The following is a 22,354-nucleotide window of genomic DNA, read 5'->3' on the forward strand; positions in this document are numbered from 1 at the left end:
CAGCAGTTCGGCGCGCGGCCGCAGTCCGAGGTGTTCGGCGAGGTCGGAGAGGATCAGCCAGCCCTCGCCGCCGGGGGTCAGATGCCCGGCCAGCCCGTTCAGGAAGCCGTGCAGCATACGGCCGGACGGGTCGTAGACGGCGTATTCGAGCGGTGAGGAGGGCCGGGCCGGGACCCAGGGCGGGTTGCAGACCACCAGCGGGGCGCGGCCCGGCGGGAAGAGGTCGGCCTCGACCACCTCGACCCGCTCGGCCAGCCCCAGCCGGGCCACGTTCTCCCGGGCGCACGCCAGCGCCCGCGCGTCCTGGTCGGTGGCCACCACCCGCTCGATGCCGCGCCGGGCGAGGACGGCGGCCAGGACGCCGCTTCCGGTGCCGATGTCGAAGGCCAGCTCGCGGGACGGCAGCGGGGCCTCGGCCACCAGGTCGACGTACTCGCCGCGCACCGGCGAGAAGACCCCGTAGTGCGGATGGACGCGGTCCCCGCCCAGTGCCCGCACCTTGACGCCCTTCTCCCGCCACTCATGCGCGCCGATCAGCCCGAGCAACTCGCGGAGCGAGACCACCGAGGGGCCCTGCGCCGGGCCGTAGGCCTCGGTGCACGCCTGCCGTACGTCCGGTGCCCGGCGCAGCGGAACGCCGAAGTCCGCGTCCAGCGGCACCAGCACCATCCCCAGCAGCCGGGCCCGCCGGGACTGGGCCTGGCGGTGCCGGTGGAACGCCTCGGTCGGGGACGCCGCCGGTGGCCGCCCCTCCTTGGCCCGGCGCGGGCCCCGGTCGATCCGGCGCGCCAGCGCCGTCAGCAGCTGACGGGCGCCCTGGTAGTCGCCGCGCCACAGCAGCGCGGTGCCCTCGCAGACGAGGCGGTGGGCGGTGTCGGCGGGCATCCGGTCGTCCGCGATCGCGACCCGCCGGGGCGGCGGCGCGCCGCTTTCGGAGCGCCACTGGGCGGTACGGGTCCGGCCGTCCTCGGTCCACTCGATGACCTGCTGGGTACTCAGGGGTACGCCCTTTGCTCTTGTGCCGTTCCGACGCGCCGCACGGATGCGTCGTCCGTACGTCGCCCGTGCGATGCCCGGGTGCTGTACGGGCCGGTGCGTGTGCGCCGATCCTTCCGGTACCGGGCCCTCCGCGCGAGCGGATTTCCGGTCGGGGGTGACGCCCGCGTCAATCGCCCGTGCCGCCACTTCCCCTCTGCGCCGCCCGCGCGGTGTTGCCCGTGACGTTCGTCGCGATGCCCAGCAGCCACGGGCGCGGGCCGCCGTCACCCGGAAGCAGCCGCTCGCGCAGCCGCCATGCCGCCAGGAAGGTCAGCGACACGATGTCGTCGGCCATGACCCAGTCGCCGGTCCGCCGGACGGCGTGCCGGTAGATCACCGAGGCGTACTCGTCGAAGAGCTGCCAGACGGCATCCGGATCGTGCCCTCAGCCCCGCGCGGCGTCCTGGAGCACCAGTCGCCAGTCCTGGCCGACCAGGGGCGAGCCGTAGCCCCCGTGCCGCTTCTCGGTGATCAGCTCGAACCCGGCCCGCTCATAGATCCGGCGGGCGGAGGTCAGGACGTCATTGGTCCACAGCACCAGCTCGCGGTAGCCCGCCTCGCGCGCGAAGTCGATACACGTGCCCACCAGCCGCTCGCCGATCCGCCGCCCGCGGGCCTCCGGCTCCACGAGTAGCAGCCGCAGCCGGGCCGTATCGGGCCGTTCGTCGCGTACGCACATCACCGACCCGACGGGGCGGCCGTCGAGCTCCGCGATCCACGCCCGCTCGCGGGCCGGGTCGTGGCTCGCGCCGAACTCCCCGACGATCCGGGCCACCAGGGCCTCGAACTCGGCGTTCCACCCGAACTCCCGGGCATATACGGCGCCGTGGCGCTGCACGATCCAGCCCAGGTCCCCCGGCTCCGGCCCGCGCAGCCGCACCTCGGGCTCGGCCGGGCCGGTGAACACGCCCCGGGCGGTGGCCAGCGCCTCCCGCAGCCGCCCCAGCTCGTTCCGGGGGACCTTGGCCAGCAGCCCGGTCACGGCCTCCCGCGAGCGTCGGTCCAGGTCCTCCGCCGCCGCCCGGCCCTCCGTGGTGAGCAGCACCTCCTGGAAGCGGGCGTCGCGGTGGTGGCGCTCGCGCGTCACCAGCCCGCGCTCCTCGAACCGGCTCAGCGTCCGGCTCAGATGCGCGGCGGTGACCCCCAAGTGCTCCCGGAGCGCCGAGACATGGGTGCGCTCGCGCTGGGCCAGCTCGTAGAGGATGCGGGCCTCGCCCAGCGTGTACGGGGTGTTGAGCTGCCCGGGGTAGTCGAGGACGCCGATCAGCCGGGTGTACATCCGGTTGAAGTCGCGTACCTCGTCCACGGCCAGGTCAAGATCGTCGCGCGGCTCCATCCGGCACCCCTCCGTACCCCTGTGTCGATTTTGCTTGACCTTATAGTTGCGTCCGATCAAGTGTTTGGGAAGAGGGGGTCCCGACCCGGGGGAGGGAAGATGTCGGCGGCGGCGACCGCAACGCCGGCGCGGCCCGAGCTCGCCCCGCCTGCGGGCCGGGCGAGGGGGCTCTTTCGTGTGCCCGACGCCTACTGGGCTCCCACGGCTCCCCTCTCCGGGCGTACCGTGGCCCAAAGACCTTCTGGCGGTGGTGTATCGCATGACTGATCTGTCCGTTGGTAAGCGACTAGCCCGACTTCGTGGCATTCGCGACCTCACGCAAGAGCAACTCGCCGAACGCGCTGGCGTGTCCGTCGACACCATCCGCAGGTTGGAGCAGGACACCCAACGGGGAGCCAGGATCGCCACGTATCAGAAGCTCGCGGGTGCACTCGATATCGAGCTCGCCCGCTTGCTGGGCCAGCCCACCATGACGCAATCCCTCGCGCCCGACGGCGGGGTCATCGCGTTGCGGGCTGCCATCCAGGCCCCGAGCAATCTGCCAGGGCTGGACCTGTGCGGCGTGGACAGTGACGCGCCCAGACCGGACGATCTCCGCCCGGTTCTGGAGCAGGCCCAGAGGCACTATCGGCTCGGACAGTTCACCAACCTGGTCAGCATGCTGCCCGGGCTCGTTACCGATCTGAAGGCGGCCACCCGTGAAGCCGAGGGCGGCCCCGACCACGACACGGTGTGGTCGATGTCCGCTGCTGCTCACATCATCGTCGCTGACGTGGCCGCACAGTTGGGGCAGACCGATCTGGCATACACCGCGGTGGAGCGAGCTATGCATGCCACCGCGCACGCCAGTGACGAGCTGTGGCATGCTCTCGCCGTCTCGACGCTTTCGCTTGTGCTCCTGCGGCAAGGCCGATGGAGTGAGGCCCAGCAGGTCGCAACCCGCAAGGCGGCCGAGATCGAGCCGCGGCTCTCCGGCCGCAGTCCCGAGAAGTTCGCGATCTTCGGGATCCTGCTGCTGTCCGGTGCTGTCTCGGCGTCACGGGCGCATCGCGATGAGTCCGACAGCGCAAGGGATGACGCGCTCACATTCCTCAGGCAGGCGGAGGCTGCGGCCGCGCTGTCCGGGGCGGTACGGGTGCGAGGCACCGCCTTCGGCCCAGCGAGTGTGGGCATGCAGGCCACCACCGTTCAGGTGTCGCTCGGCCATCCGGACAAGGCTTTGGCCACAGCCAGTGGGGTCAATCTGGATGAGCTGCCGTGGAAGATCTCGCGTGCCAGGCACCGGCTGGATCTGGCATTCGCCCGCTACCAGACACATGACGACGAGGGAGCCCGCGACGTGCTGCTAACCCTCGAACAGGAGCATCCTGAGTGGCTGACACATCAGATGCTCGCCGCCTCGACAGTGGGGGGACTGCTGGAGAATGAGCGGCGTCGCGACCGAGGCCTGCGGAAGCTCGCGGTGCGGCTGGGCGTAGACCCGGCGGCATGAACAAGTGCCGTAGTCCCGCCGAAAACTGAGGCTGGACTACGGCACTTCGTCACTGGGATGTGATCGCACGCACACCTAGCGTGATCCGCATCGCGGCGGCGTCGGCCCTCGCTCCCGCCAGGAACCTGGCCGGCGCCGCCCCTCGCGGATCAGCAGGGGAGCCGGACGTGACAACCAGAGCCTTGCCGTGGACACCGCCGCCCGCCACAGACGTCCAGGCGTTACCCGCAGGCAAGTGGTGGGACGCCGTACGGGCGGCGCCGACCGTCGGGGAACGTGCCTTAAAACTCCTCGGGGACGAGACCGGCGCCGTCATCCAGGACAAGTACGGCACCCTGTACTGGCTCATCGAGGTGGGCTCCGCCACGGGCCGGCACCTGCGGCAGGTCCGGGTCCTGACCGAGCTGGCGGACGAGTGCACCTACCTCGGCGTGCCGCCCAATTCCTGGAACGCGCCGCCCGGCACCCACTGGCGCGTGCCGCTCTCGGCCGACCACTACCTCACCGACGCCTGGAAGCTGTGGGGAGCACTGGCCGAGGCCGACCGCGTCGAATACGGCCCGGTCCCACAGGGGCGCCAGACCTGCTATCGCTGCGAGCTGCCCACCGACGAGCCGGTCGTCGTCGACGTCCAGCACGGCGGCAGTGGACCCGGCCGCACGGTGTACGCCTGCCCTCCCCATGCCCTGGACTACCGGCGCGACCCGGTCGCCGAGGCCGCCGCCATGCGCCGCGCCCGCGAACGGGGGCACACCCGGTGACGGAGGACGAGCGCACCGAGCGGGAGCGGATAGCGGAACTACAGACCCCGGGCAGGAAGTGGGTCTTCGGCCAGCTCCAGGCCTGGAACTGCGCCCTGTGTGCGGCACGCCTCTACGCGGACCGGCCGATCTGCACGGTGGAGGTGGACTACGGCAGCGTCACCGTGACGTACCAGCTGTACGTCTGCGCCCCCTCGTGCGAGGCGGCCCGCGCCGCACAGCGCCCCGCCCCGCCGGACGGCGACCCCCCGGTGATCCGCGCGCCCCGTCAGCGGACCGGTGCGTAGACGGGGTGGGCTACTGGGCTCCGGGCCCCGCCGGAGTGACGGCGCCGGTGGCCCACCCTCCGTACGGAGGAGGCCCGCCCCGCACGGAGTGCATCGCTCAGCCGCGCGGCGGCGCCGTGGAGGCGCGGGCCATCAGCTCGGCCCGGACCATCGCCACCCCGCCCGGCGGCTGCGGCTCGCGGCCCAGGGCCAGCCGCCCCGCCCGCGCGCCCGCCTCGTGCAGCGGCAGCCGCATCGTGGTGAGGGCCGGGACCGCGTCCGCGCTGAACGGGAGGTCGTCGAAGCCCGCGACCGAGACGTCCTCGGGGATCCGCAGTCCCTGGTCGCGCAGGGCGGCGCAGACGCCGAGCGCGATGGTGTCGTTGGCGGCGACTATGGCCGTCAGACTCCGGTCGCGGCGCAGCAGTTCGAGGGTGGCGTCATAGCCGGAGGCGCGGTCGTACAGGCCGTGGACGGTCAGCCGCTCCGCGTCCTGGTCCGCTCCGGCGGCGGCCAGCGCCGCCCGGTGGCCCTCCAGCCGGTGGCGGGTCGTGGTGCGCTCGGCGGGGCCCGCCACATAGCCGATCCGGCGGTGGCCGAGGGTCAGCAGATGCTCGGTGAGCCGGCGGGCGCCGCCGCGGTTGTCGAAGGTGAGGGTGGTGGCGTCCTCGATCGGCGGGCGCCCGCAGAGCACCACCCGGGTGCCGGAGGCGGCCAGCCGGGACGCCTTGGTGGCCACGGCGGCGGCGTGGTCGGGGTGCTCGACCGCGCCGCCGGTGAGCACGACGGCGGCCGCGCGCTGCCGCTGCAGCAGGGTGAGGTAGTTGAGCTCGCGCTCGGGCGAGCCACCGGTGTTGCAGATGACCGCGAGCTTCTCGCCGCCCCGGCCCGACTCCCCGGCCGGGGTGACCATTTCGGCCTGTACGGCGCCCGCGATGATCCCGAAGAAGGGGTCCGCGATGTCGTTGACGAGCACCCCGACCAGATCGGACGTGGCGGCGGCGAGAGCGCTTGCCGGGCCGTTGACCACGTACTCCAGCTCGTCGACCGCACGCAGCACCCGGGTCCGGGTCGACTCCGCGACCGGGTAGTTGCCGCTCAGGACGCGCGACACGGTGGCCGCCGAGACCCGAGCCCGTGCCGCCACATCGGCCAGGGTCACTGCCATATTTCCTCCGTTGGGTGGTCACCTTCTGGTACACCGCGCGCGCTGGTCGGGCGCCTCCATGCTCTCACTCCATGAGCAGCGCGATTCTGCACTCCAGGGTCTTGTCCTGTCATCCGGACCATGCCTAGGGTCCTCCCCAGCAAGCGCTTACCCCAGGCGACGGCGAGGAGACCTCAGCCCATGGCCGCAGCAGCCACCGCCCGTATCCGTGCCGCAGTGGTCGGCACCGGAGGAATCGTCAGCGGCAGCCATCTGCCCGCACTGCGTGATCACGCCGACCGTGTGGACCTCGTCGCCGCCGTAGACGTGGCCGCGGACCGGCTCGACGCCTTCCGCGCCGCGGCGGCCGAGGGCGGCACCTTCGACGTCACCGGCTACTCCGATGTGGCCGCCATGCTGGAGGCGGAGCGCCCCGGCCTGGTCCTCATCGGCACCCCGCCCTCCCTGCACCGCGAACAGACCGTGGCCGCCCTCGAGGCCGGTGCCTGGGTGCTGTGCGAGAAGCCGCTGTGCCTCACGCTCGCCGAGTACGACGAGATAGCCGGGGCCGAGAAGGAGGCGGGTGGCCCGTACGCCTCGGTGGTCTTCCAGCACCGCTACGGCTCGGGCGCCGTCCACGCCCGCGAGCTGCTGGCCGAGGGCGCCCTGGGCCGGCCGCTGGTGGCCCACTGCCAGACCACCTGGCACCGCGACACCGCCTACTACGCGGTGCCCTGGCGCGGCCGCTGGGAGACCGAGGGCGGCGGCCCCTCCATGGGCCACGGCATCCACCAGATGGATCTGCTGCTCCACCTCCTCGGCGACTGGACCGAGATCCGCGGCATGGCCGGACGGCTGGTCCACGCCGTGGAGAGCGAGGACGTCTCCACCGCGCTGGTGCGGTTCGAGAACGGCGCCATGGCCACCGTCGTCAACAGCGTGCTCTCGCCCGACGAGGTCAGCCGGATCCGCATCGACTGCGCGGACGCCACCGTCGAGCTGACCCACCTCTACGGCCACCGCAACGACGACTGGGTCTACACCCCCGCCCCGCACGTCCGCGACGAGCCGGCCCGGCAGCGGCGCTGGCGCACCCCGGCCGCCGATCTGCCCAGCTCCCACGGGGCCCAGCTGACCGGGCTGCTGGACGCGATGCGCGACGGCGTACGGCCGCCCGGCAGCGGGCAGGACGCCCGGCGCACCCTCGAGTTCATCGCCGCGCTCTACAAGGCGGCCTTCACCGGGCGGCCCGTGCGCGCGGGCGAGATCGTGCCCGGGGACCCGTACTACGACGCCATGCACGGCGACCACCCCGCATGGGCACCGAAGGCAGCGACCGCCACCACGAAGGAGAGCTGAGGCCGCCATGACCCAGCGCATCACCGTCACCCACACCCACGGCGAACAGATCTCGGTCGCCGCCGCCGGCGTCGAGCTGATGGCCTACGTCTACCGGCCCGACCCGGACGCCTTCGAGGCCCGTAAGCCCTACGCCCACCCGCTGCGCACCCTCGCCGGGAACCCGGTCTCCGGCTACCGGCCGAACGACCACCGCTGGCACAAGGGCCTCCAGATGACCTCCAGCCATCTGTCCGGCCAGAACTTCTGGGGCGGCAACTCCTACCTCGGCCCCGACCAGGGCTACCAGCGGGTCGAGGAGCGCGTCGGCTCGATGCGCCACGACGGCTTCGAGGAGTTCACCGTCGCCGAGGACCGGCTGCGCTTCGTGGAAAACCTCACCTGGGTGGAGAACGGCGGCCAGGAGTGGGCGCGGGAGCTGCGCACCATCGAACTCCACTCGGTGGAGCCGGACGAGGGCACCTGGGCCCTGGACTGGTCCATCCACCTCACCAACATCCGCGGCGAGGCCCTGCACTTCGGCTCCCCGACCACCGCGGGCCGGGAGATGGCCGGGTACACCGGGCTCAACTGGCGCGGCCCGCGCGACTTCACCGGCGGCGACGTCATCGGCCCGGACGGGCGCGGCGGCGACGGCGAGAAGGGCGCCTCGGACCTGATGGGCACCCCGGCCGCCGACGCCCCCTGGGTCGCCTTCACCGGTGAGCACGACGACGTGGACGGGCACTCCACGCTGCTGTTCGCCCACGCCCCGGAGAACGCCGAATCCATCCACGCCTCCCACTGGTTCGTGCGCTCCGAGCCGATCCCGTCGGTGGCCCCCTCCTGGGCGTTCTTCGAGGAGTTCGAGCTGCCGCCGGGGGAGTCCTTCGGCTACCGCTACCGGGTGGTGGTCGCCGACGGCGCCTGGGACCGGGCGCGGGCGGAGAACTACCTCAAGAACCACGGGTGGTGAGCACGATGGCTGCCTCGTCCGAGATGTTTGCCCCGCTGCCGGGCGGTGTGGGTCTCTCCCACATCAGCGCGTACGAGTGGGAGGCCGCCGACGGGGTGTGCGGCGGCAGCCCCCATCTCCATCTGGCCTGCACCGAGGCGTATGTGGTCACCGCCGGACGCGGCGCCGTGCAGACCCTGACCCTCGCGGACGGCTTCACCGAGACCCCGCTGGAGCCGGGCTCGGTGGTGTGGTTCACCCCCGGCACCATCCACCGCATGGTGCAGGGCGGCGGCCTCAAGGTGACCGTGCTGATGCAGAACAGCGGGCTGCCGGAGGCCGGGGACGCCGTCTTCACCTTCCCGCCCGAGGTGCTGGCCGACCCCGAGCGCTATGCGGCCGCCGCCGCGCTGCCCGCCAAGGAGGGGCCGGAGGCCGACGCGGCCGCCCGGCGCCGCCGGGACCTCGCGATCGAGGGCTATCTGACGCTGCGGGCCGCCGCCGAGAGGGGCGACGACGCACCGCTGCGCGCCTTCCACGAGGCGGCGGCGCGGATCGTGGCACCCAAGGTGAAGGAGTGGGAGCCGCGCTGGCGGGACGGGGCGCTCGCCGCCGCCCGCCGCACCGGTGAGCAGCTCACCGCGCTCGCCGCGGGCGACCCCGCGCATCTCGCCGAGGCGCGGGTCACCGCGACCGGGCCCAGCCGCCGGGGCGGCTACGGCATGTGCGGCCGCCGGGACGAGTACGAACTGCCCGGCGTCACGCTCCCGTACTACGGCGAATAGCCGCCGTAGGCACCACCACGCACGTTCAACGAAATGATCATGGAGGGAGGTCGGCTCCGGTATGCGCGGAAACAGGACAACGAGGTCCTGCGCCCTGGCCCTTGTGCTCACGCTCGGAGGGACCCTCACGGGCTGCGGCGGCGATGGCGGCGGCGGCTCTGGCGGCAAGGTCAGCCTGCGGTTCACCTGGTGGGGAAACCCCGACCGGGCCGCCCGCACCGAGGAGGCCGTCAAGCTCTTCGAGCAGCGCCACCCCGACATCGACATCGCGACGTCCTTCGCGGGCTTCGACACCTACAAGGCGAAGCTGGCCACCCAGGCGGCGGGCGGTGACGCCCCCGATGTGATGCAGCTCGACTACCGGCAGATCAACCAGTACGCGACCTCCGGCATCCTGCTGGACCTCGGCGAACACCCCGAGCTGCGCACCTCGGAGATCGACAAGGGGCTGCTGGCCACCGGCGTGGTCGACGGCGAGCAGTACGCGCTCCCGGTGGCCCGCGGCACCGAGACGGTGGCGTACGACGCCGCGCTGTGGCGCAAGGCGGGCGTCCCCGAACCCACCCTGACCTGGACCTGGGGCGACTGGGCCGACGCCATGCGCAAGCTCTCGGCGTCCAAGGCGACGCAGGGACGGGTGGGCTCCACCGACCCGGGCCAGAGCGAGGACGTCTTCGAGATCTGGCTGCGGAGCCGGGGCAAGTCCCTCTACACCAAGGACGAGAAGCTCGGCTTCACCGCAGCCGACCTGACCCGCTACTGGGAATGGTGCACCAAGCTCCGCGAGGAGGGCGCGGTCGTGCCCGCCGAGCAGACCACCCAGATGGACGGGACGGTGGAGAACACCCCGCTGGGCCGGCTGAAGTCCGTCTCCGACTTCAACTGGGACGCCCCCTCCAGCGGCTTCGCGCCCATCGTCGGCGAGGGGCTGAAGCTGGCGCCGCTGCCGGTCGGCGAGGACGGCACCCCCGGGCAGTACTTCAAACCGTCGATGTTCTTCGGCGCCTCGGCCAAGACCGCACACCCCAAGCAGGCGGCCCAGTTCATCGACTTCCTGCTCAACGACAAGAAGGCGGGCGCCATCCTCGGCGCCACCCGCGGCATCCCGGCCAACGACGCCATCCGGCAGGACGTGCTGCCCAAGCTGGAGGGCTTCGACCAGGTCATCTCCACCTACCAGAAGCAGTTCGAGGGCAAGCTCAAGGATCCGCCGCCCGCCCCGCCCAAGGGTGACGCCTCCCTGCAGTCCACCTTCTCGCGCGACTACGACCAGGTCAGCTACGAGCGCATGTCGCCGCGTGAGGCGGCGGAGAACTACATCACCGAGGCGAAGGCGGAGCTGAGGCAATGACCGCGACCGCGACCCGCCCCCCGGAAGCCGCGCCCCCCGCCACCGGCGGCAAGCGGGCTCGCAAGCGCGAGCGGCAGGGGGCCGCCTGGGTGTTCCTGTCCCCATGGGTGCTCGGCGCCGCCGTGCTGACGCTGCTGCCCATGGCCGTGTCCCTGTATCTGTCGTTCACCGACTACGACATGTTCGACGCGCCCCGGTGGATCGGCTTCCGTAACTACACCCAGATGTTCACCGAGGACCCCCGCTACTGGCGGTCGGTCATCACGACCCTGACCTACGTCGTGATCGCGGTGCCGCTGCAGCTCCTGCTGGCGCTGGCCGTCGCGATCGCGCTGAAGTCGGTCAAGCGCGGCAAGGGCTTCTACCGCTCGGCGTTCTACGCCCCCTCGCTGCTCGGCGCGTCGATGTCCATCGCCCTGGTCTGGCGGGCGATCTTCAACGACGGCGGCTCGGTCGACAACCTGCTCTCCGGCATGGGCATCGACATCGGCGGCTGGATCAACAAACCCGGCTGGGCCATCCTGTCGGTCGCGCTGCTCACCATCTGGCAGTTCGGCGCCCCCATGGTGATCTTCCTGGCCGGGCTCCAGCAGATACCCGTAGAGCTCTACGAGGCGGCCGCGGTGGACGGGGCCTCCTGGTGGCGGCAGTTCCGCTCGATCACCATCCCGATGCTCTCCCCGGTGCTCTTCTTCAACCTGGTGCTCCAGATGATCCAGGCGTTCCAGGTCTTCACCCCCGCCTTCGCGGTCAGCGCGGGCAAGGGCGGACCCGCCGACTCCACGCTCGTCTACACGCTCTACCTCTACGACCGCGGCTTCACCGCCTCCCACATGGGCTACGCCTCCGCCATGGCGTGGGCGCTGCTGCTGGCCATCGGGGTCGTCACCGCGGTGCTCTTCCGCACCTCCCGGGCCTGGGTCTTCTACGCCAACGACAACGACGAGGGGGCCCGATGACCACCGCCCCGATCACCACCGCCCCGGCGGCGCGACGGCGCCCCACCGGCCGGATCGTGCTGCACATCTGCCTGATCGCCGTGCTGCTGGTGATGCTCTATCCGCTGGCCTGGCTGCTGGCCACCTCGTTCAAACCCGCCGACGAGGTCATCGCCAGCCTGAAGCTGCTGCCCAGCCACTTCGAATGGGGCAACTACTCCACCGCGCTGGACGGGGTCAACGAGGTCAGCGTCGGACGGCTGCTGTGGAACTCGCTGCTCATCGCGTGCGGCGCGGTGCTCGGCAACGTCATCAGCTGCTCGCTCGCCGCGTACGCCTTCGCGCGGCTGCGGTTCCGGATGCGCGGTCCGCTCTTCGCGTTCATGATCGCGACGATCATGCTGCCGCACCACGCCATCCTCATTCCGCAGTACATCATCTTCAACCAGCTCGGCATGGTGAACACCTACTGGCCGATGATCCTGCCGAAGTTCCTCGCCACCGACGCCTTCTTCGTCTTCCTCATCGTGCAGTTCATGCGCGGACTGCCGCGTGAGCTGGAGGAGGCGGCGCGGATCGACGGCTGCGGGCCGTTCCGCTCGTTCTTCAGCGTCATCCTGCCGCTGACCAGGCCCGCCCTGATCACCACCGCGATCTTCACCTTCATCTGGACCTGGAACGACTTCTTCACCCAGCTCATCTACCTCTTCGAGCCGGAGAAGTTCACCCTGACCCTGGCCCTGCGGTCCTTCGTGGACGCCTCCAGCCAGTCGGCCTTCGGCCCGATGTTCGCGATGTCGGTCTTCGCGCTGCTGCCCATCGTGCTCTTCTTCCTCGCCTTCCAGCGGTTCCTGGTCGAGGGCATGGCGAGCTCCGGACTGAAGGGATGAGCATGGCCACCGCCACCAAACGCGAACCCGGTGAGCTGTTCGGCCCGCGCTTCGCGCTCTTCGCCGACGTCCTGGCCGTGGGCCTGGCCACCGCCGCCGCCTCGCTGCCCCTCCTCACCGCCCCGGCCGCGATGTCCACGGCCTGCGCCGTCCTCGACCGGCGGGTGCGCCAGGACGCGCCCACCACGGCGGGCGGCTACCTCCGCGCGCTGCGGGACCGGCTGCGCACCGGCGATCTGCTGGCCGGGGCGGGGCTGCTGGCCGGCGGCGCCCTGCTGCTGTTCAACGCGCTCGCGGCGGGGGCGGGGCTGCCGGGCGCGGTGGTCTTCCGGCCCGTGCTGCTGATCGCTGGCGGGCTGCTCGCCATCGTGCTGCTGCGGGCCTGCGCCCGCCCCGAGTCGGCCACGAGCTGGCGCGTGGCGCTGCGCTCGGCGGCGTACGACAGCGTCCGCAGGCCCCGGGCGAGCGGTGTGCTGCTGCTGGCCGTGGCCACGGCCGCCGTCTGCGCCTGGGCCTATCCGCCGCTCGCCTTCCTCGTCCCCGGCCCCCTCGCCCTGGCGGCCCGAGCCATGGAGCACCACCTATGACCCCCCTGCCCCGCCGTCATCTGCTCGCCGGGACCGCCGTGGCGGGCGGACTGCTGGCCGTCGGCGCCCCGGGCGGCGCCTCGGCCGAGGGCCGGGCCTCGGCCGAGGCCCGGGTCGACAAGCCGTTCCTGGCCCTGCTCACCGGGGCGGCCGACGCCCGGGTGGCCGAGGTGGTGGACGGGCTCGAGACGGTCCTGGGCGAGCTGAACAACCTCGGCAAGGCCCGCTCCGCCGCCCGCGGCCTGCGGCTGCTCACCTCCGTCCATGTGTGGGGCGACGCCGCCCACCACCACGACGGCGCGCTGATCGCGCCGATGACCCGGCTGGTGGACGCGCTGGCCGCCGCCCAGTTCGACGACGGCCTCTACGACCAGGGCGCGGTCCACTCGCCCCCGGACACCGCCTTCTCGATCGTCGATCTGGGGCTGGTGTACGGCCTGCTGGACGCGGACGGCCACACCAGTACCCGGGCGATCCGCGCCACCCTGAAGAAGATCCTGCTCAAGGCGGGCAAGGGCCTGTCCAACGGCGGGGTGCACACCCCCAACCACCGCTGGAAGGTGTGCGCCGCGCTGGCCCGGATCAACTCCTTCTGGCCCGACGCGCGCTACACCCGCCGTATCGACGCCTGGCTGGCCGAGGGCATCGACCAGTACGACAGCGGCCAGTACAGCGAGCGCAGCGCCACCTACGCGCCCATCGTCACCAACCCCTCGCTGCTGACCCTGGCCCGGCTCACCGAGCGCCCGGCCCTCTACGCGCACGTACGCCGCAACCTGGACGCCACCCTTCACCTCCTGGAGCCCGACGGGGAGGTGGAGACGGTGCATTCGCGCCGCCAGGACCAGAAGACGGTCAAGCATCTGTCCGAGTACTGGCTGCAGTTCCGGGCCCTGGCGCTCCGGGAGCGGGACGGGCGGTTCGCGGACGTGGCCGCCACCATCCAGCGGCGCGGGGCGGACCAGACCTTCGACGAGACCCCGCTCGGGGACTTCCTCGCCGAGGTGCTGGACCATCCGGAGCTGGCCGCGCCGCTGCCCGGGGCCACCGGTGCGCCGGGGGAGTTCACCTGGCGCGACAAGGACTGCGGGCTGGTCCGGATCGCGAAGGGGAGGACACGGACCACGATCTTCGGCGGCACCGACTTCCCCGATGTCCACGCGATCTCCTCGGGCCTGTCCACCAACCCGACGTTCTTCAAGTGGCGCAAGGGCGCGGCCATCCTCGACTCGCTCCGGCTGTCCCCGCAGTTCTTCTCGCTCGGCCACTTCCGGGCCGAGGACGTGGAGCGCACGGCGGACGGCTGGCGGCTGTGGGCCGAGGTGCGGGCCGGATTCCACCTCCCGCTGCCGCCCCAGCACCGCCGCCCCGACGGGCGGTATCCGCTCACCGACGACGGCCGGTTCTGGTCCGCGATGGACTTTCCGCACCGCCCCAAGGAGTGGCGCGCCCTGCGCACCGAGGTGCGGATCGCGGAGGCGGACGGCGGCTGGAACCTGGACCTCGAGATCGGCGAGTCCGAGGTCCCGCTCGCCCTCGAACTCTGCTTCCGCAGCGGCGGAAAGCTGACCGGGGTCGACCCCGTGCCCGGCCAGAAGGACACGTATCAGCTGGTCAAGGGCTACGGGACCTATACGTCCGGCGATGACGTGATCACCTTCGGGCCCGGCAACGGCAGCGGCCCGCGCCAGCCCGCCGTCGTGGACTCCGGCGAGCGTTACAGCTGGATGGGCGGCGATCTGACCCCGGCGGGGCAGCGGGTCCTGATCACCGGGCGTTCGCCGCTGCGCTACCGGCTGACCCTGCGCTGAAGCGCTGACCGCCCCCCGCCTCGCCCCTGTGTTCGCTCTGTACAGGGATGGGGCGGGGCGGCTAGCGTTGGTTTTAGAAAGCGCTTACTATCACTCGCGGTGAGGAGAAGAACCCACGTGACACGCAAGACAGTGCGGATCGCCATGAACGGTGTGACCGGCCGGATGGGCTACCGCCAGCACCTCGTCCGCTCTCTCCTCGCCCTTCGCGAACAGGGCGGCCTGGACCTCGGCGACGGCACCGTGCTGTGGCCCGAGCCACTGCTCGTCGGCCGCCGGGAGCACGCGCTCAAGGAGATCGCCGAGCACCACGGCCTCGACCCGGTCGCGGACGTCTCGACCGACCTGGACGCGGTCCTGGCCGACGACGGCGTCGACATCTACTTCGACGCGCAGGTCACCGCCGCCCGCGAGGAGGCCATCAAGAAGGCCATCGCGGCGGGCAAGCACATCTACACCGAGAAGCCGACCGCCACCGGTCTGGAGGGGGCCCTGGAGCTGGCCCGGCTGGCCGAGGCGGCGGGCGTCAAGCACGGGGTGGTCCAGGACAAGATCTTCCTGCCGGGGCTGCTGAAGCTGAAGCGCCTCATCGACGGCGGCTTCTTCGGCAGAATCCTCTCCGTGCGCGGGGAGTTCGGCTACTGGGTCTTCGAGGGGGACTGGCAGGCCGCCCAGCGGCCCTCCTGGAACTACCGCGCCGAGGACGGCGGCGGCATCGTCTCCGACATGTTCCCGCACTGGGAGTATGTGCTGCACGAGCTGTTCGGCCCCGTGCGCACCGTCCAGGCGCAGGCCGCCACCCACATCCCGACCCGCTGGGACGAGCGCGGCAAGCCGTACGAGGCCACCGCCGACGACTCGGCCTACGGCGTCTTCCAGCTCGAGGGCGGCGTCATCGCCCAGATCAACTCCTCCTGGGCGGTCCGGGTCAACCGCGACGAGCTGGTGGAGTTCCAGGTCGACGGCACCGAGGGCTCGGCCGTCGCGGGCCTGCGCAACTGCCGCGTCCAGCACCGTTCGCACACTCCCAAGCCGGTCTGGAACCCCGATCTGCCCGCCACCGAGGCGTTCCGCGACCAGTGGCAGCAGGTGCCGGACAACGAGGAGTTCGACAATGGCTTCAAGGCGCAGTGGGAGCTCTTCCTGCGCCATGTCGCGCTCGACGAGCCCTGGCGCTGGGACCTGCTGGCCGGCGCGCGCGGCGTCCAGCTCGCCGAGCTGGGATGGAAGTCGTCGGCGGAGGGCCGCCGGCTGGACGTACCGGAGCTGAGCCTGTGACCATCCACCGCCTGGACGTACCGGAGCCGAGCCTGTGACCATCCACCGCCTGGACGTACCGGAGCTGAGCCTGTGACCATCCACCTTCCCGCGCCGGGCGGTACGACCCGCCCCTACGAACCCCGCACCGAGCCGCTGTCGCTGACCCCCGGGGCCCCCTTCACCTCCCGCGTCGTCTTCTCGGCCGCGCATGTGGTGGCCGACCCGTACGCCGATGTGACCCCCGACGGCCCGGCCGCCGTGGACTGGGACGCCACCCTGGCCTTCCGCCGCCACCTGTGGTCCCACGGGCTGGGCGTGGCCGAGGCCATGGACACCGCCCAGCGCGGTATGGGCCTGGACTGGGCGGGCGCCGCCGAGCTGATCCGCCGCTCGGCGGCCGAGGCGCAGGCGGTCGGCGGCCGGATCGCCTGCGGCGTGGGCACCGACCAGCTGTCCACCACCGAGATCGGCTATCCGTACGGCCTGGACGAGGTCCGCGCGGCGTACGAGGAGCAGCTGGCCGTCTGCGAGGAGTCCGGCGCCCAGGCCATCCTGATGGCCTCGCGCGCCCTGTGCGCCGTGGCCAAGGGCCCCGAGGACTACCTCGAGGTCTACGGCCATCTGCTGCGCCAGTCCGCCGAGCCGGTGATCCTGCACTGGCTGGGCCCGATGTTCGACCCGGCCCTGGAGGGCTACTGGGGCAGCACCGACCTGGACGCCGCCACCCGTACCTTCCTCGACGTCATCGCCGCCCACCCCGACAAGGTGGACGGCATCAAGGTCTCCCTGCTCGACGCCCAGCGCGAGATCGACCTGCGGCGCAAGCTGCCGGACGGGGTGCGCTGCTACACGGGCGACGACTTCCACTACCCCGAGCTGATCGAGGGTGACGACCGGGGCTTCAGCCACGCCCTGCTCGGCATCTTCGACCCGCTGGGCCCGCTGGCGGCGGAGGCGGTGCGCAGGCTCGACACCGGCGACACCGCCGCCTTCCGGGGTCTGCTGGACCCGACGGTGGAGCTCTCCCGCCACCTCTTCCAGACCCCGACCCGCTACTACAAGACGGGTGTGGTGCTGCTGGCCTGGCTGGCGGGCCACCAGTCGCACTTCACCATGGTCGGCGGCCTCCAGTCGGCCCGTTCGCTGCCGCATCTGGCGCGGGCGTACGAACTGGCGGACGGGCTGGGCCTGTTCCCGGATCCGGCGCTGGCGGAATCACGTATGAAGCACCTGCTGTCCGTGTACGGAGTGGCCTGATGAGCGCGCTGTCCCGGCTGAGCCTCAACCAGGAAACGATCAAGCAGTGGTCGCTGCCCGAGCTGGCGGAGGGCTGCGTCAAGGCGGGCGTCACCGGCGTGGGCCTGTGGCGCGAGCCGGTCCAGAAGTACGGCGTGGAGGCGGCCGCTGAGCTGGTGCGCGGCGCGGGCCTGACCGTCACCAGCCTGTGCCGGGGTGGCTTCTTCACCGCGAGCGAGCCCGAGGCGCGCGCCACGGCCCTGGCCGACAACCGCCGGGCCATCGATGAGGCCGCCACCCTGGGCACCGACACCCTGGTCCTGGTCTCCGGCGGACTCCCGGACGGCAGCCGCGACCTCTTCGCCGCCCGCGAGCGCATCGCCGAGGCGCTGGGGGAGCTCGCCCCGTACGCCGCAGACCACGGCGTCCGCCTGGCCATCGAGCCCCTGCACCCCATGTACGCGTCCGACCGGTGCGTGGTCTCCACCCTCGCCCAGGCCCTCGACCTGGCGGAGCGCTTCCCGGCGGAGCAGGTGGGCGTGGTCGTGGACACGTACCACATCTGGTGGGACGACACGGTCGCGGACCAGATCGCCCGTGCGGGCGCGGGCGGCCGCATCGCCGCCTTCCAGCTCGCCGACTGGGTCACGCCGCTCCCGGAGGGCGTCCTGCTGGGCCGGGGTCAACTCGGCGACGGATCGGTGGACTTCCGCTGGTTCCGCGAGCGGGTCGACGCGACGGGCTACACCGGCCCGATCGAGGTGGAGATCTTCAACCCGGACCTGTGGGCCCGGGACGGCGCGGAGGTCCTGGCGGAGGTCGCCGACCGCTACCGGACGCTGGTGCTGTAGCGACCGCTTCGGGGTGTGTTGGGCAGGCGTGCGTCCAGGCCGCCGAAACGCCCCCCGGCGCGGGGAGCTTCGCCAGGAAGCAGTAACCGGCCGGGCCCCGTGGGGGGATCAGTGGGCCTTGTCAGCCAGCCGCTGGGGTGAGGCTGGTGCGGTCGAACGGGCCGCCGTGCGCGGCGGCGTACGCGATGGCGTCGTTGACGGCATCGAGGTCGAACGACCGGACCCGTTCGGGGGCGAGATCCAGAGCGCCCGAGGCGAGGAGCCGGATGATGCCGACGTTGGCTGTGCGCGGGTACATCCACTGCCCGCGCACGGTGATCGAGTTGCGCATGATCCATGGGTACGGGAGTGCGAGGTCGTCGCCGCCGAGCATGCCGACGCCGCCCATGAGGACGACGCGGCCGTACTCGCGCACGGTCATGGCCGCCGCGCGCGCCGCCGAGCTGGGTGCGCTCGGCGGGAGCAGGTCGATCACCATGTCGATCGGGCCGTCGGCCGCCGCGGACATCGCCGCACGGTCGGTGGTCTCGTCTCCGGTCAGCGGGACCGGGCGCAGACGCGGGCCGAACCGGTCGGTGAGGAGGTCGAGCGCGGCCTGGTTGCGGCCCGGGGCGACCACGCGGCCCGCTCCCATCGCGAGCGCGACCGCGACCGCGCTGCTGCCGAGGTTGCCGGTGGCCCCGCTGACGAGCAGCGTCTCGCCGGCCGCGAGCCCGCCTGCCAGCAGCCCGCCGTAGGAGATGGCGTGCACGCTGAGTGCGGCCCAGCGGGCCGGATCGTCCCCTGCCACGGTGGGCAGCGGGAAGGCGTTCTCCGTCGGGACCCGCATGAGCTCGGCGAACGAACCGTCGTGCAGGTACCGGGCGAGCCGCGCGCCGCCCTCGCCGCGCGAGCTCCAGCCCTGGAGCGTGATGTCGGGCGTCAGGGCGTCGTCCCGCGAGCGCACCGTCGAGTCGCACCACACCAGGTCGCCGGTGCGCAGCCGGGTGGCGTCCGGGCCGACGTGGATGATCCGCCCCACGCCGCCGATACCGGGCACGACAGGAGGGACGAGGGGGTAGTTCCGCTTGCCGCTGAAGACCTCGGCCGCGTAGGGCGCCACGCAGGTGGCGAGGACCTCGACCAGGACCTCACCGCCCCTGGCCTCGGGGTCGGGCACCTCCCGCACCGTGAGCGGGGCGTCGAACTGCGGCAGAACTGCTGCTCGCACGTGATGACCTCCGTGTTCGTCCGTGCTCGTGGGATCGAAACTAGGAGCTGGGTGGGCATGCGGGAAGCGATGATCTGGCATTCCTGGTATGCGTACGCCGCATGGACATCTCCAGCGCGGGACTGCGGGTCCTGCGGCAGATCGCGCAGATCGCTGAGTCCGGCAGCTGCCCGACTCGGCTACACGCAGTCGGCCGTCTCACGCCAGGCCGCCGCCCTCGAACGCAGCGTGGGCACCACCTTGTGCGAACGCCGCCCGGACGGGGTACGGCTCACCCCGTCCGGCTTGACCCTGCTGCGGCACGCGTGGGCCAACTGCCAGGTCGGTACTGCGCGGTTCGAGAATTGCACGCTCGTTGATGTTGGCGGAGGCGCGAGCCTCAAGGGCGCTACTGTGCAAGGCCCAGGGCAGATGGAGTTGGCCCTGAGCCTTGCACGGGAAGCGGGAATCCTCTTCGAGTAGCTGGGTCAGACGGTTACCGCTGGCACGAAGCCTGCCAAGTCGGGGCTGGAGATGCACCGGGTGACGTGATCGAAGTCCAGCGGCTCGCCCTCGGCCCACTCAGACATCTCGGCGAGCAACTCTCCAATCGGACAGCGAGGCGGCGGTGTAGCCGACGGCCGGGAACAGCGGGCCCCTCCTGTCGGGAGGGGACCCTTCGTGCTCTGGTTACGCGCCTCACTCACACAGGCAGCCGCCACGAGAGGCCCTGAGGTGTCTCGTACCAGAGGCGATGCTCTTCGTCCGAGACCGTCAGGCCGAAGCGATCCCATGTCGGCATGTTGTGATCAACGAACCACCCCCACCAACCCTCAACGGTGTCCCAGATGCCGCGCTCGCCCGTCTCGCGGAACTGCGTCTGTTCGCCCACGAAGATGCCCTCAGCCCACGCCCCGTCGGGCATGACCAGACGACGCATAGTGTGCCCCTCGTCGTCAGTGCCGTACTGGAGCACCGCCCCGGGCAGCGCGGACGCCAGCAGGAAGGTGAAGTGGTAGCTGTCGAAGGCTGTGACTGGCACCTGGGATTCCCTGAGTGCGTCTACCGGTCCCGACACAAGCGGCGGGGGAGGGGCCTGGGCCGCCGTGCGTGCCGCCATGAAGGACCCGCCGCCCGCCTGGAAGCGCCCTTCCAGGCTCCCGTCCGGCATGCGGTCGAGGACGGCCAGGCCCCCGCTCAGCGGCGGGAAGAGGTTCGAGACGAGTCGCCCCCCGGGAGCGACCGCAGACCTCAATGTCTCCGTGATCATTGGGAGGGCACACGTAATGATCACCTTGTCGAACGACTCCGGCGGCCAAGTCCAGTCCCTCACGTCCACGGTGAGTACGTTCGGTGTGATGCCGATGGCCTCCAGGTTGAGCAGGGCTTCGGACGTCACATCCGGGTCAATGTCCGCCGTCACGAGCTGGTCAGCGCTCTCCAGGCGGTGAGCGATGAGGGCGGTTTGGTAGCCAGTACCAGTGCCCCCATCGAGGACCCGGTCTCCAGGTTGTACGTCAAGGGCTTCCAGCATCCGGGCCGTGAGGCTCGGCTGTGTGCTGGACGACGTGGGGACGCCGGTGAACAGCCCATCCGCGGACTTCGCCATCTCCGGGTCGAGGCGGGTGACGAGTGTGGCGTTGGTGTAGATGGGGTTGAGCCAGTCTCCGCCGTAAGCGGCGTCGAGCGGCTTCCATCGAGTGGGTACGCCCCCTTGATTCTGAAAATAGCGTGGGACGAAGACGTGCCGAGGCACTTCCTCGAACGCCTGCTTCCAGTGAGGGGAGACCAGGTCGTCCGAGCCCTCCAGGATGCTTGCCAGATTCTCAGCGAGCGGTTTCCAGTTCACCGGCGACACCAGTTCTCCAGGGTTTGAGCGATCGAAGCAGCTAGGGGGATTTCCGGACTGTTGAGCCATGCCCACTGGCCCGAGGGGTTTGCCTCCAGGAAGGTCCACCGACCATCCGGTTGCACGATGAAGTCCATCGCAGCGTAGGTGAGGGCCAGTCGAGCCATGTACCCGCGCACTCCGTTGATGACATCGGCTGGCGTCTCGATCGGCTCGTACTCCAGCGCGTCGTAGTCGGACCGCCAATCCGTGCGAGCGGCCTCGCTGTGCGCCTTGATCTTCACGCTGTGGCAGGTGTCGTCTACGACGATGAGGCGCACTTCGTACTGCTTGGGGACACGCTCCTGGAACAGGTGTGCGGTGAGCTCCACGCCGCCCAGGACGTCAAGGTCGACCTCGCGCGTATACATGGTCTCCGAGCCCCGGGAGTGGGCAACGTGCGATGCCCCCAGTGGCTTGGTGATCAATGGGGCTTCGACGTTCTCCGAGAAGGCCCACACCTCATCCGCGGAGTTTGTGATCAGAGTGCGGGGAGTGGCGAGCCCCATGGAGCGTGCGGTGCGGAGCTGCTGAGGTTTGAATTCCGCGACAGACGCTCTGGACGGGTGATTCATCCACCGGGCGGCGAGACTCATGAGCACGCCGCCGAGGCCGATGCGGGCAGCGCCCCGCGCCCAGTGGGCGTCCGACTCCGACAGCTCGGGGAACCGGAACAGACTCGGCCGGTTCCAGTAGACCGCCTTGATGTCGGCCAGCGCGACGCTCCTGTGCTTGTTGGAGAGCGAGCCAACCCACTGGCCGTCAACGTTGTTGGCCCGTAGCTCCAGTTCGCGAGGGAAGTCAGCGGTATCCATGCGGAACACGGGGATATCGGAAGAGGACAGCCCCTCCACGACGAGATCGGTGCCCGCCTCGAAGGGGCCATCCACTACCAGAACGGTGTTGGTCACTCAATCGCTCCGGGGTCCCCGCCCTCATCGCTCGGCGGAGGGTTTTTGATATCGCCGTCCTGGTTGGTCTTCTGGGACGTGGCCATGGTCGTCAGCGGAGTGCCGTCCTCGAACCTGGCCGTCTGGCTGACGGGGTCATAGACCGGGCGAGGCTGCGGAACCGCGGCCGACGCGGCGGGCCGGAAGTGCGCTCCGGCTAACGCGTACGGGCGGATGCTGCTCGGCGCGGTGCTGACAGGGGCACTGGCCTGAAGGGGAAGGGGCGCAACCAGTTGCATGTTTTTCCTCTCACTCGATGGTTGGGGAAGCGCCTCTCCGGCACTG

21 protein-coding genes and 2 pseudogenes are annotated in these 22,354 nt (G+C 71.2%); 15 read left to right on the forward strand and 8 right to left on the reverse strand.

The features are described from left to right. The 3 genes and pseudogenes from GWI24_RS18420 to GWI24_RS18430 all read right to left on the reverse strand — a co-directional run. A partial coding sequence (locus tag GWI24_RS18420) for a methyltransferase (protein ID WP_374103313.1) occupies positions 1-885 on the reverse strand: 885 nt, incomplete at its 3' end. Between the two features lie 304 nt (positions 886-1,189). After that, positions 1,190-1,417 (reverse strand): annotated as a pseudogene (locus tag GWI24_RS18425) (RNA polymerase sigma factor); the annotation flags it as partial. Positions 1,418-1,423: 6 nt separating this feature from the next. Further along, entirely contained in the window at positions 1,424-2,374 is a 951-nt protein-coding gene (locus tag GWI24_RS18430; protein WP_247616554.1) for a helix-turn-helix domain-containing GNAT family N-acetyltransferase, read from the reverse strand. A 259-nt stretch (positions 2,375-2,633) separates the two neighbouring features. On the opposite strand from GWI24_RS18430, the gene GWI24_RS18435 reads away from it, so the two are divergent. From GWI24_RS18435 to GWI24_RS18445, 3 genes are all read left to right on the forward strand, one after another. Then, a complete protein-coding gene (locus GWI24_RS18435) occupies positions 2,634-3,866 on the forward strand; it encodes a helix-turn-helix domain-containing protein (protein WP_210947041.1) in 1,233 nt (410 codons plus the stop codon). Between the two features lie 167 nt (positions 3,867-4,033). Next, positions 4,034-4,627 (forward strand): hypothetical protein, encoded by a 594-nt coding sequence (locus GWI24_RS18440; RefSeq protein WP_210947042.1) that lies wholly within the window; start codon positions 4,034-4,036, stop codon positions 4,625-4,627. After that, on the forward strand, positions 4,624-4,914 hold the full coding sequence (locus GWI24_RS18445; protein ID WP_210947043.1) for a hypothetical protein: 291 nt from the start codon (positions 4,624-4,626) through the stop codon (positions 4,912-4,914). Before GWI24_RS18440 ends, GWI24_RS18445 begins: the two co-directional genes overlap by 4 nt. A 97-nt stretch (positions 4,915-5,011) precedes the next feature. Here the strand turns inward: GWI24_RS18445 and GWI24_RS18450 are convergent, their stop codons facing one another. Then, positions 5,012-6,061 carry a LacI family DNA-binding transcriptional regulator gene (locus tag GWI24_RS18450; RefSeq protein WP_210947044.1) on the reverse strand — a complete coding sequence of 350 codons (1,050 nt, stop codon included), beginning with the start codon at positions 6,059-6,061 and terminating at the stop codon, positions 5,012-5,014. A 180-nt stretch (positions 6,062-6,241) separates the two neighbouring features. Between GWI24_RS18450 and GWI24_RS18455 the strand changes: the two genes are divergently transcribed. From GWI24_RS18455 to GWI24_RS18505, 11 genes are all read left to right on the forward strand, one after another. Then, a complete protein-coding gene (locus GWI24_RS18455; protein WP_210947045.1) occupies positions 6,242-7,399 on the forward strand; it encodes a Gfo/Idh/MocA family protein in 1,158 nt (385 codons plus the stop codon). 7 nt (positions 7,400-7,406) lie between these two features. Further along, positions 7,407-8,354: a PmoA family protein gene (locus tag GWI24_RS18460; protein WP_210947046.1), complete on the forward strand. Its 948-nt coding sequence runs from the start codon at positions 7,407-7,409 to the stop codon at positions 8,352-8,354. A gap of 5 nt (positions 8,355-8,359) precedes the next feature. Further along, entirely contained in the window at positions 8,360-9,118 is a 759-nt protein-coding gene (locus GWI24_RS18465) for a cupin (protein WP_210947047.1), read from the forward strand. A gap of 61 nt (positions 9,119-9,179) precedes the next feature. Next, entirely contained in the window at positions 9,180-10,469 is a 1,290-nt protein-coding gene (locus GWI24_RS18470; RefSeq protein WP_210947048.1) for an ABC transporter substrate-binding protein, read from the forward strand. After that, positions 10,466-11,428 carry a carbohydrate ABC transporter permease gene (locus GWI24_RS18475; RefSeq protein WP_210947049.1) on the forward strand — a complete coding sequence of 321 codons (963 nt, stop codon included), beginning with the start codon at positions 10,466-10,468 and terminating at the stop codon, positions 11,426-11,428. The genes GWI24_RS18470 and GWI24_RS18475 overlap by 4 nt, the downstream gene beginning before the upstream one ends. After that, the gene (locus tag GWI24_RS18480; protein ID WP_037953065.1) at positions 11,425-12,297 is read left to right on the forward strand and encodes a carbohydrate ABC transporter permease; all 873 of its coding nucleotides are present in this window, start codon (positions 11,425-11,427) and stop codon (positions 12,295-12,297) included. Before GWI24_RS18475 ends, GWI24_RS18480 begins: the two co-directional genes overlap by 4 nt. A gap of 2 nt (positions 12,298-12,299) precedes the next feature. Continuing rightward, complete coding sequence (locus tag GWI24_RS18485; protein ID WP_210947050.1) at positions 12,300-12,884, forward strand: hypothetical protein; 585 nt, start codon at positions 12,300-12,302, stop codon at positions 12,882-12,884. Continuing rightward, on the forward strand, positions 12,881-14,695 hold the full coding sequence (locus GWI24_RS18490) for a hypothetical protein (RefSeq protein WP_210947051.1): 1,815 nt from the start codon (positions 12,881-12,883) through the stop codon (positions 14,693-14,695). The genes GWI24_RS18485 and GWI24_RS18490 overlap by 4 nt, the downstream gene beginning before the upstream one ends. Before the next feature lie 117 nt (positions 14,696-14,812). Then, positions 14,813-15,973, forward strand: a complete 1,161-nt coding sequence (locus GWI24_RS18495) for a Gfo/Idh/MocA family protein (protein ID WP_210947052.1) — start codon at positions 14,813-14,815, stop codon at positions 15,971-15,973. Positions 15,974-16,045: 72 nt separating this feature from the next. Next, complete coding sequence (locus tag GWI24_RS18500) at positions 16,046-17,212, forward strand: dihydrodipicolinate synthase family protein (protein WP_210947053.1); 1,167 nt, start codon at positions 16,046-16,048, stop codon at positions 17,210-17,212. Beyond that, complete coding sequence (locus GWI24_RS18505; RefSeq protein WP_210947054.1) at positions 17,212-18,042, forward strand: sugar phosphate isomerase/epimerase; 831 nt, start codon at positions 17,212-17,214, stop codon at positions 18,040-18,042. The genes GWI24_RS18500 and GWI24_RS18505 overlap by 1 nt, the downstream gene beginning before the upstream one ends. Positions 18,043-18,163: 121 nt before the next feature. Here the strand turns inward: GWI24_RS18505 and GWI24_RS18510 are convergent, their stop codons facing one another. Then, on the reverse strand, positions 18,164-19,252 hold the full coding sequence (locus GWI24_RS18510) for a zinc-binding alcohol dehydrogenase family protein (RefSeq protein ID WP_210947055.1): 1,089 nt from the start codon (positions 19,250-19,252) through the stop codon (positions 18,164-18,166). Positions 19,253-19,353: 101 nt separating this feature from the next. Between GWI24_RS18510 and GWI24_RS45325 the strand changes: the two are divergent. After that, positions 19,354-19,558: pseudogene (locus tag GWI24_RS45325) on the forward strand (LysR family transcriptional regulator); the annotation flags it as partial. 376 nt (positions 19,559-19,934) lie between these two features. Here GWI24_RS45325 and GWI24_RS18520 read toward each other — a convergent pair. The 3 genes from GWI24_RS18520 to tgmA form a co-directional block, all read right to left on the reverse strand. Further along, complete coding sequence (locus tag GWI24_RS18520) at positions 19,935-21,089, reverse strand: methyltransferase domain-containing protein (protein ID WP_210947056.1); 1,155 nt, start codon at positions 21,087-21,089, stop codon at positions 19,935-19,937. Continuing rightward, the gene (gene tgmB / locus GWI24_RS18525) at positions 21,077-22,030 is read right to left on the reverse strand and encodes an ATP-grasp ribosomal peptide maturase (protein WP_210947057.1); all 954 of its coding nucleotides are present in this window, start codon (positions 22,028-22,030) and stop codon (positions 21,077-21,079) included. Before tgmB ends, GWI24_RS18520 begins: the two co-directional genes overlap by 13 nt. Continuing rightward, positions 22,027-22,354 (reverse strand): putative ATP-grasp-modified RiPP (gene tgmA / locus GWI24_RS18530; RefSeq protein WP_210947058.1); only part of this gene is annotated, 328 nt, incomplete at its 5' end. The genes tgmB and tgmA, both read right to left, overlap by 4 nt.

Source organism: Streptomyces sp. MK37H, assembly GCF_018035285.1.
Taxonomy (GTDB): Bacteria; Actinomycetota; Actinomycetes; order Streptomycetales; family Streptomycetaceae; genus Streptomyces; species Streptomyces endocoffeicus.

Coding starts and splice junctions, on each gene's coding strand:
- GWI24_RS18475 (WP_210947049.1), top strand. CDS start 10,466: ATGACCGCGACCGCGACCCGCCCCCCGGAAGCCGCGCCCCCCGCCACC.
- GWI24_RS18480 (WP_037953065.1), top strand. CDS start 11,425: ATGACCACCGCCCCGATCACCACCGCCCCGGCGGCGCGACGGCGCCCC.
- GWI24_RS18450 (WP_210947044.1), bottom strand. CDS start 6,061: ATGGCAGTGACCCTGGCCGATGTGGCGGCACGGGCTCGGGTCTCGGCG.
- GWI24_RS18430 (WP_247616554.1), bottom strand. CDS start 2,374: ATGGAGCCGCGCGACGATCTTGACCTGGCCGTGGACGAGGTACGCGAC.
- GWI24_RS18490 (WP_210947051.1), top strand. CDS start 12,881: ATGACCCCCCTGCCCCGCCGTCATCTGCTCGCCGGGACCGCCGTGGCG.
- GWI24_RS18455 (WP_210947045.1), top strand. CDS start 6,242: ATGGCCGCAGCAGCCACCGCCCGTATCCGTGCCGCAGTGGTCGGCACC.
- GWI24_RS18470 (WP_210947048.1), top strand. CDS start 9,180: ATGCGCGGAAACAGGACAACGAGGTCCTGCGCCCTGGCCCTTGTGCTC.
- GWI24_RS18460 (WP_210947046.1), top strand. CDS start 7,407: ATGACCCAGCGCATCACCGTCACCCACACCCACGGCGAACAGATCTCG.
- GWI24_RS18465 (WP_210947047.1), top strand. CDS start 8,360: ATGGCTGCCTCGTCCGAGATGTTTGCCCCGCTGCCGGGCGGTGTGGGT.
- GWI24_RS18435 (WP_210947041.1), top strand. CDS start 2,634: ATGACTGATCTGTCCGTTGGTAAGCGACTAGCCCGACTTCGTGGCATT.
- GWI24_RS18485 (WP_210947050.1), top strand. CDS start 12,300: ATGGCCACCGCCACCAAACGCGAACCCGGTGAGCTGTTCGGCCCGCGC.
- GWI24_RS18505 (WP_210947054.1), top strand. CDS start 17,212: ATGAGCGCGCTGTCCCGGCTGAGCCTCAACCAGGAAACGATCAAGCAG.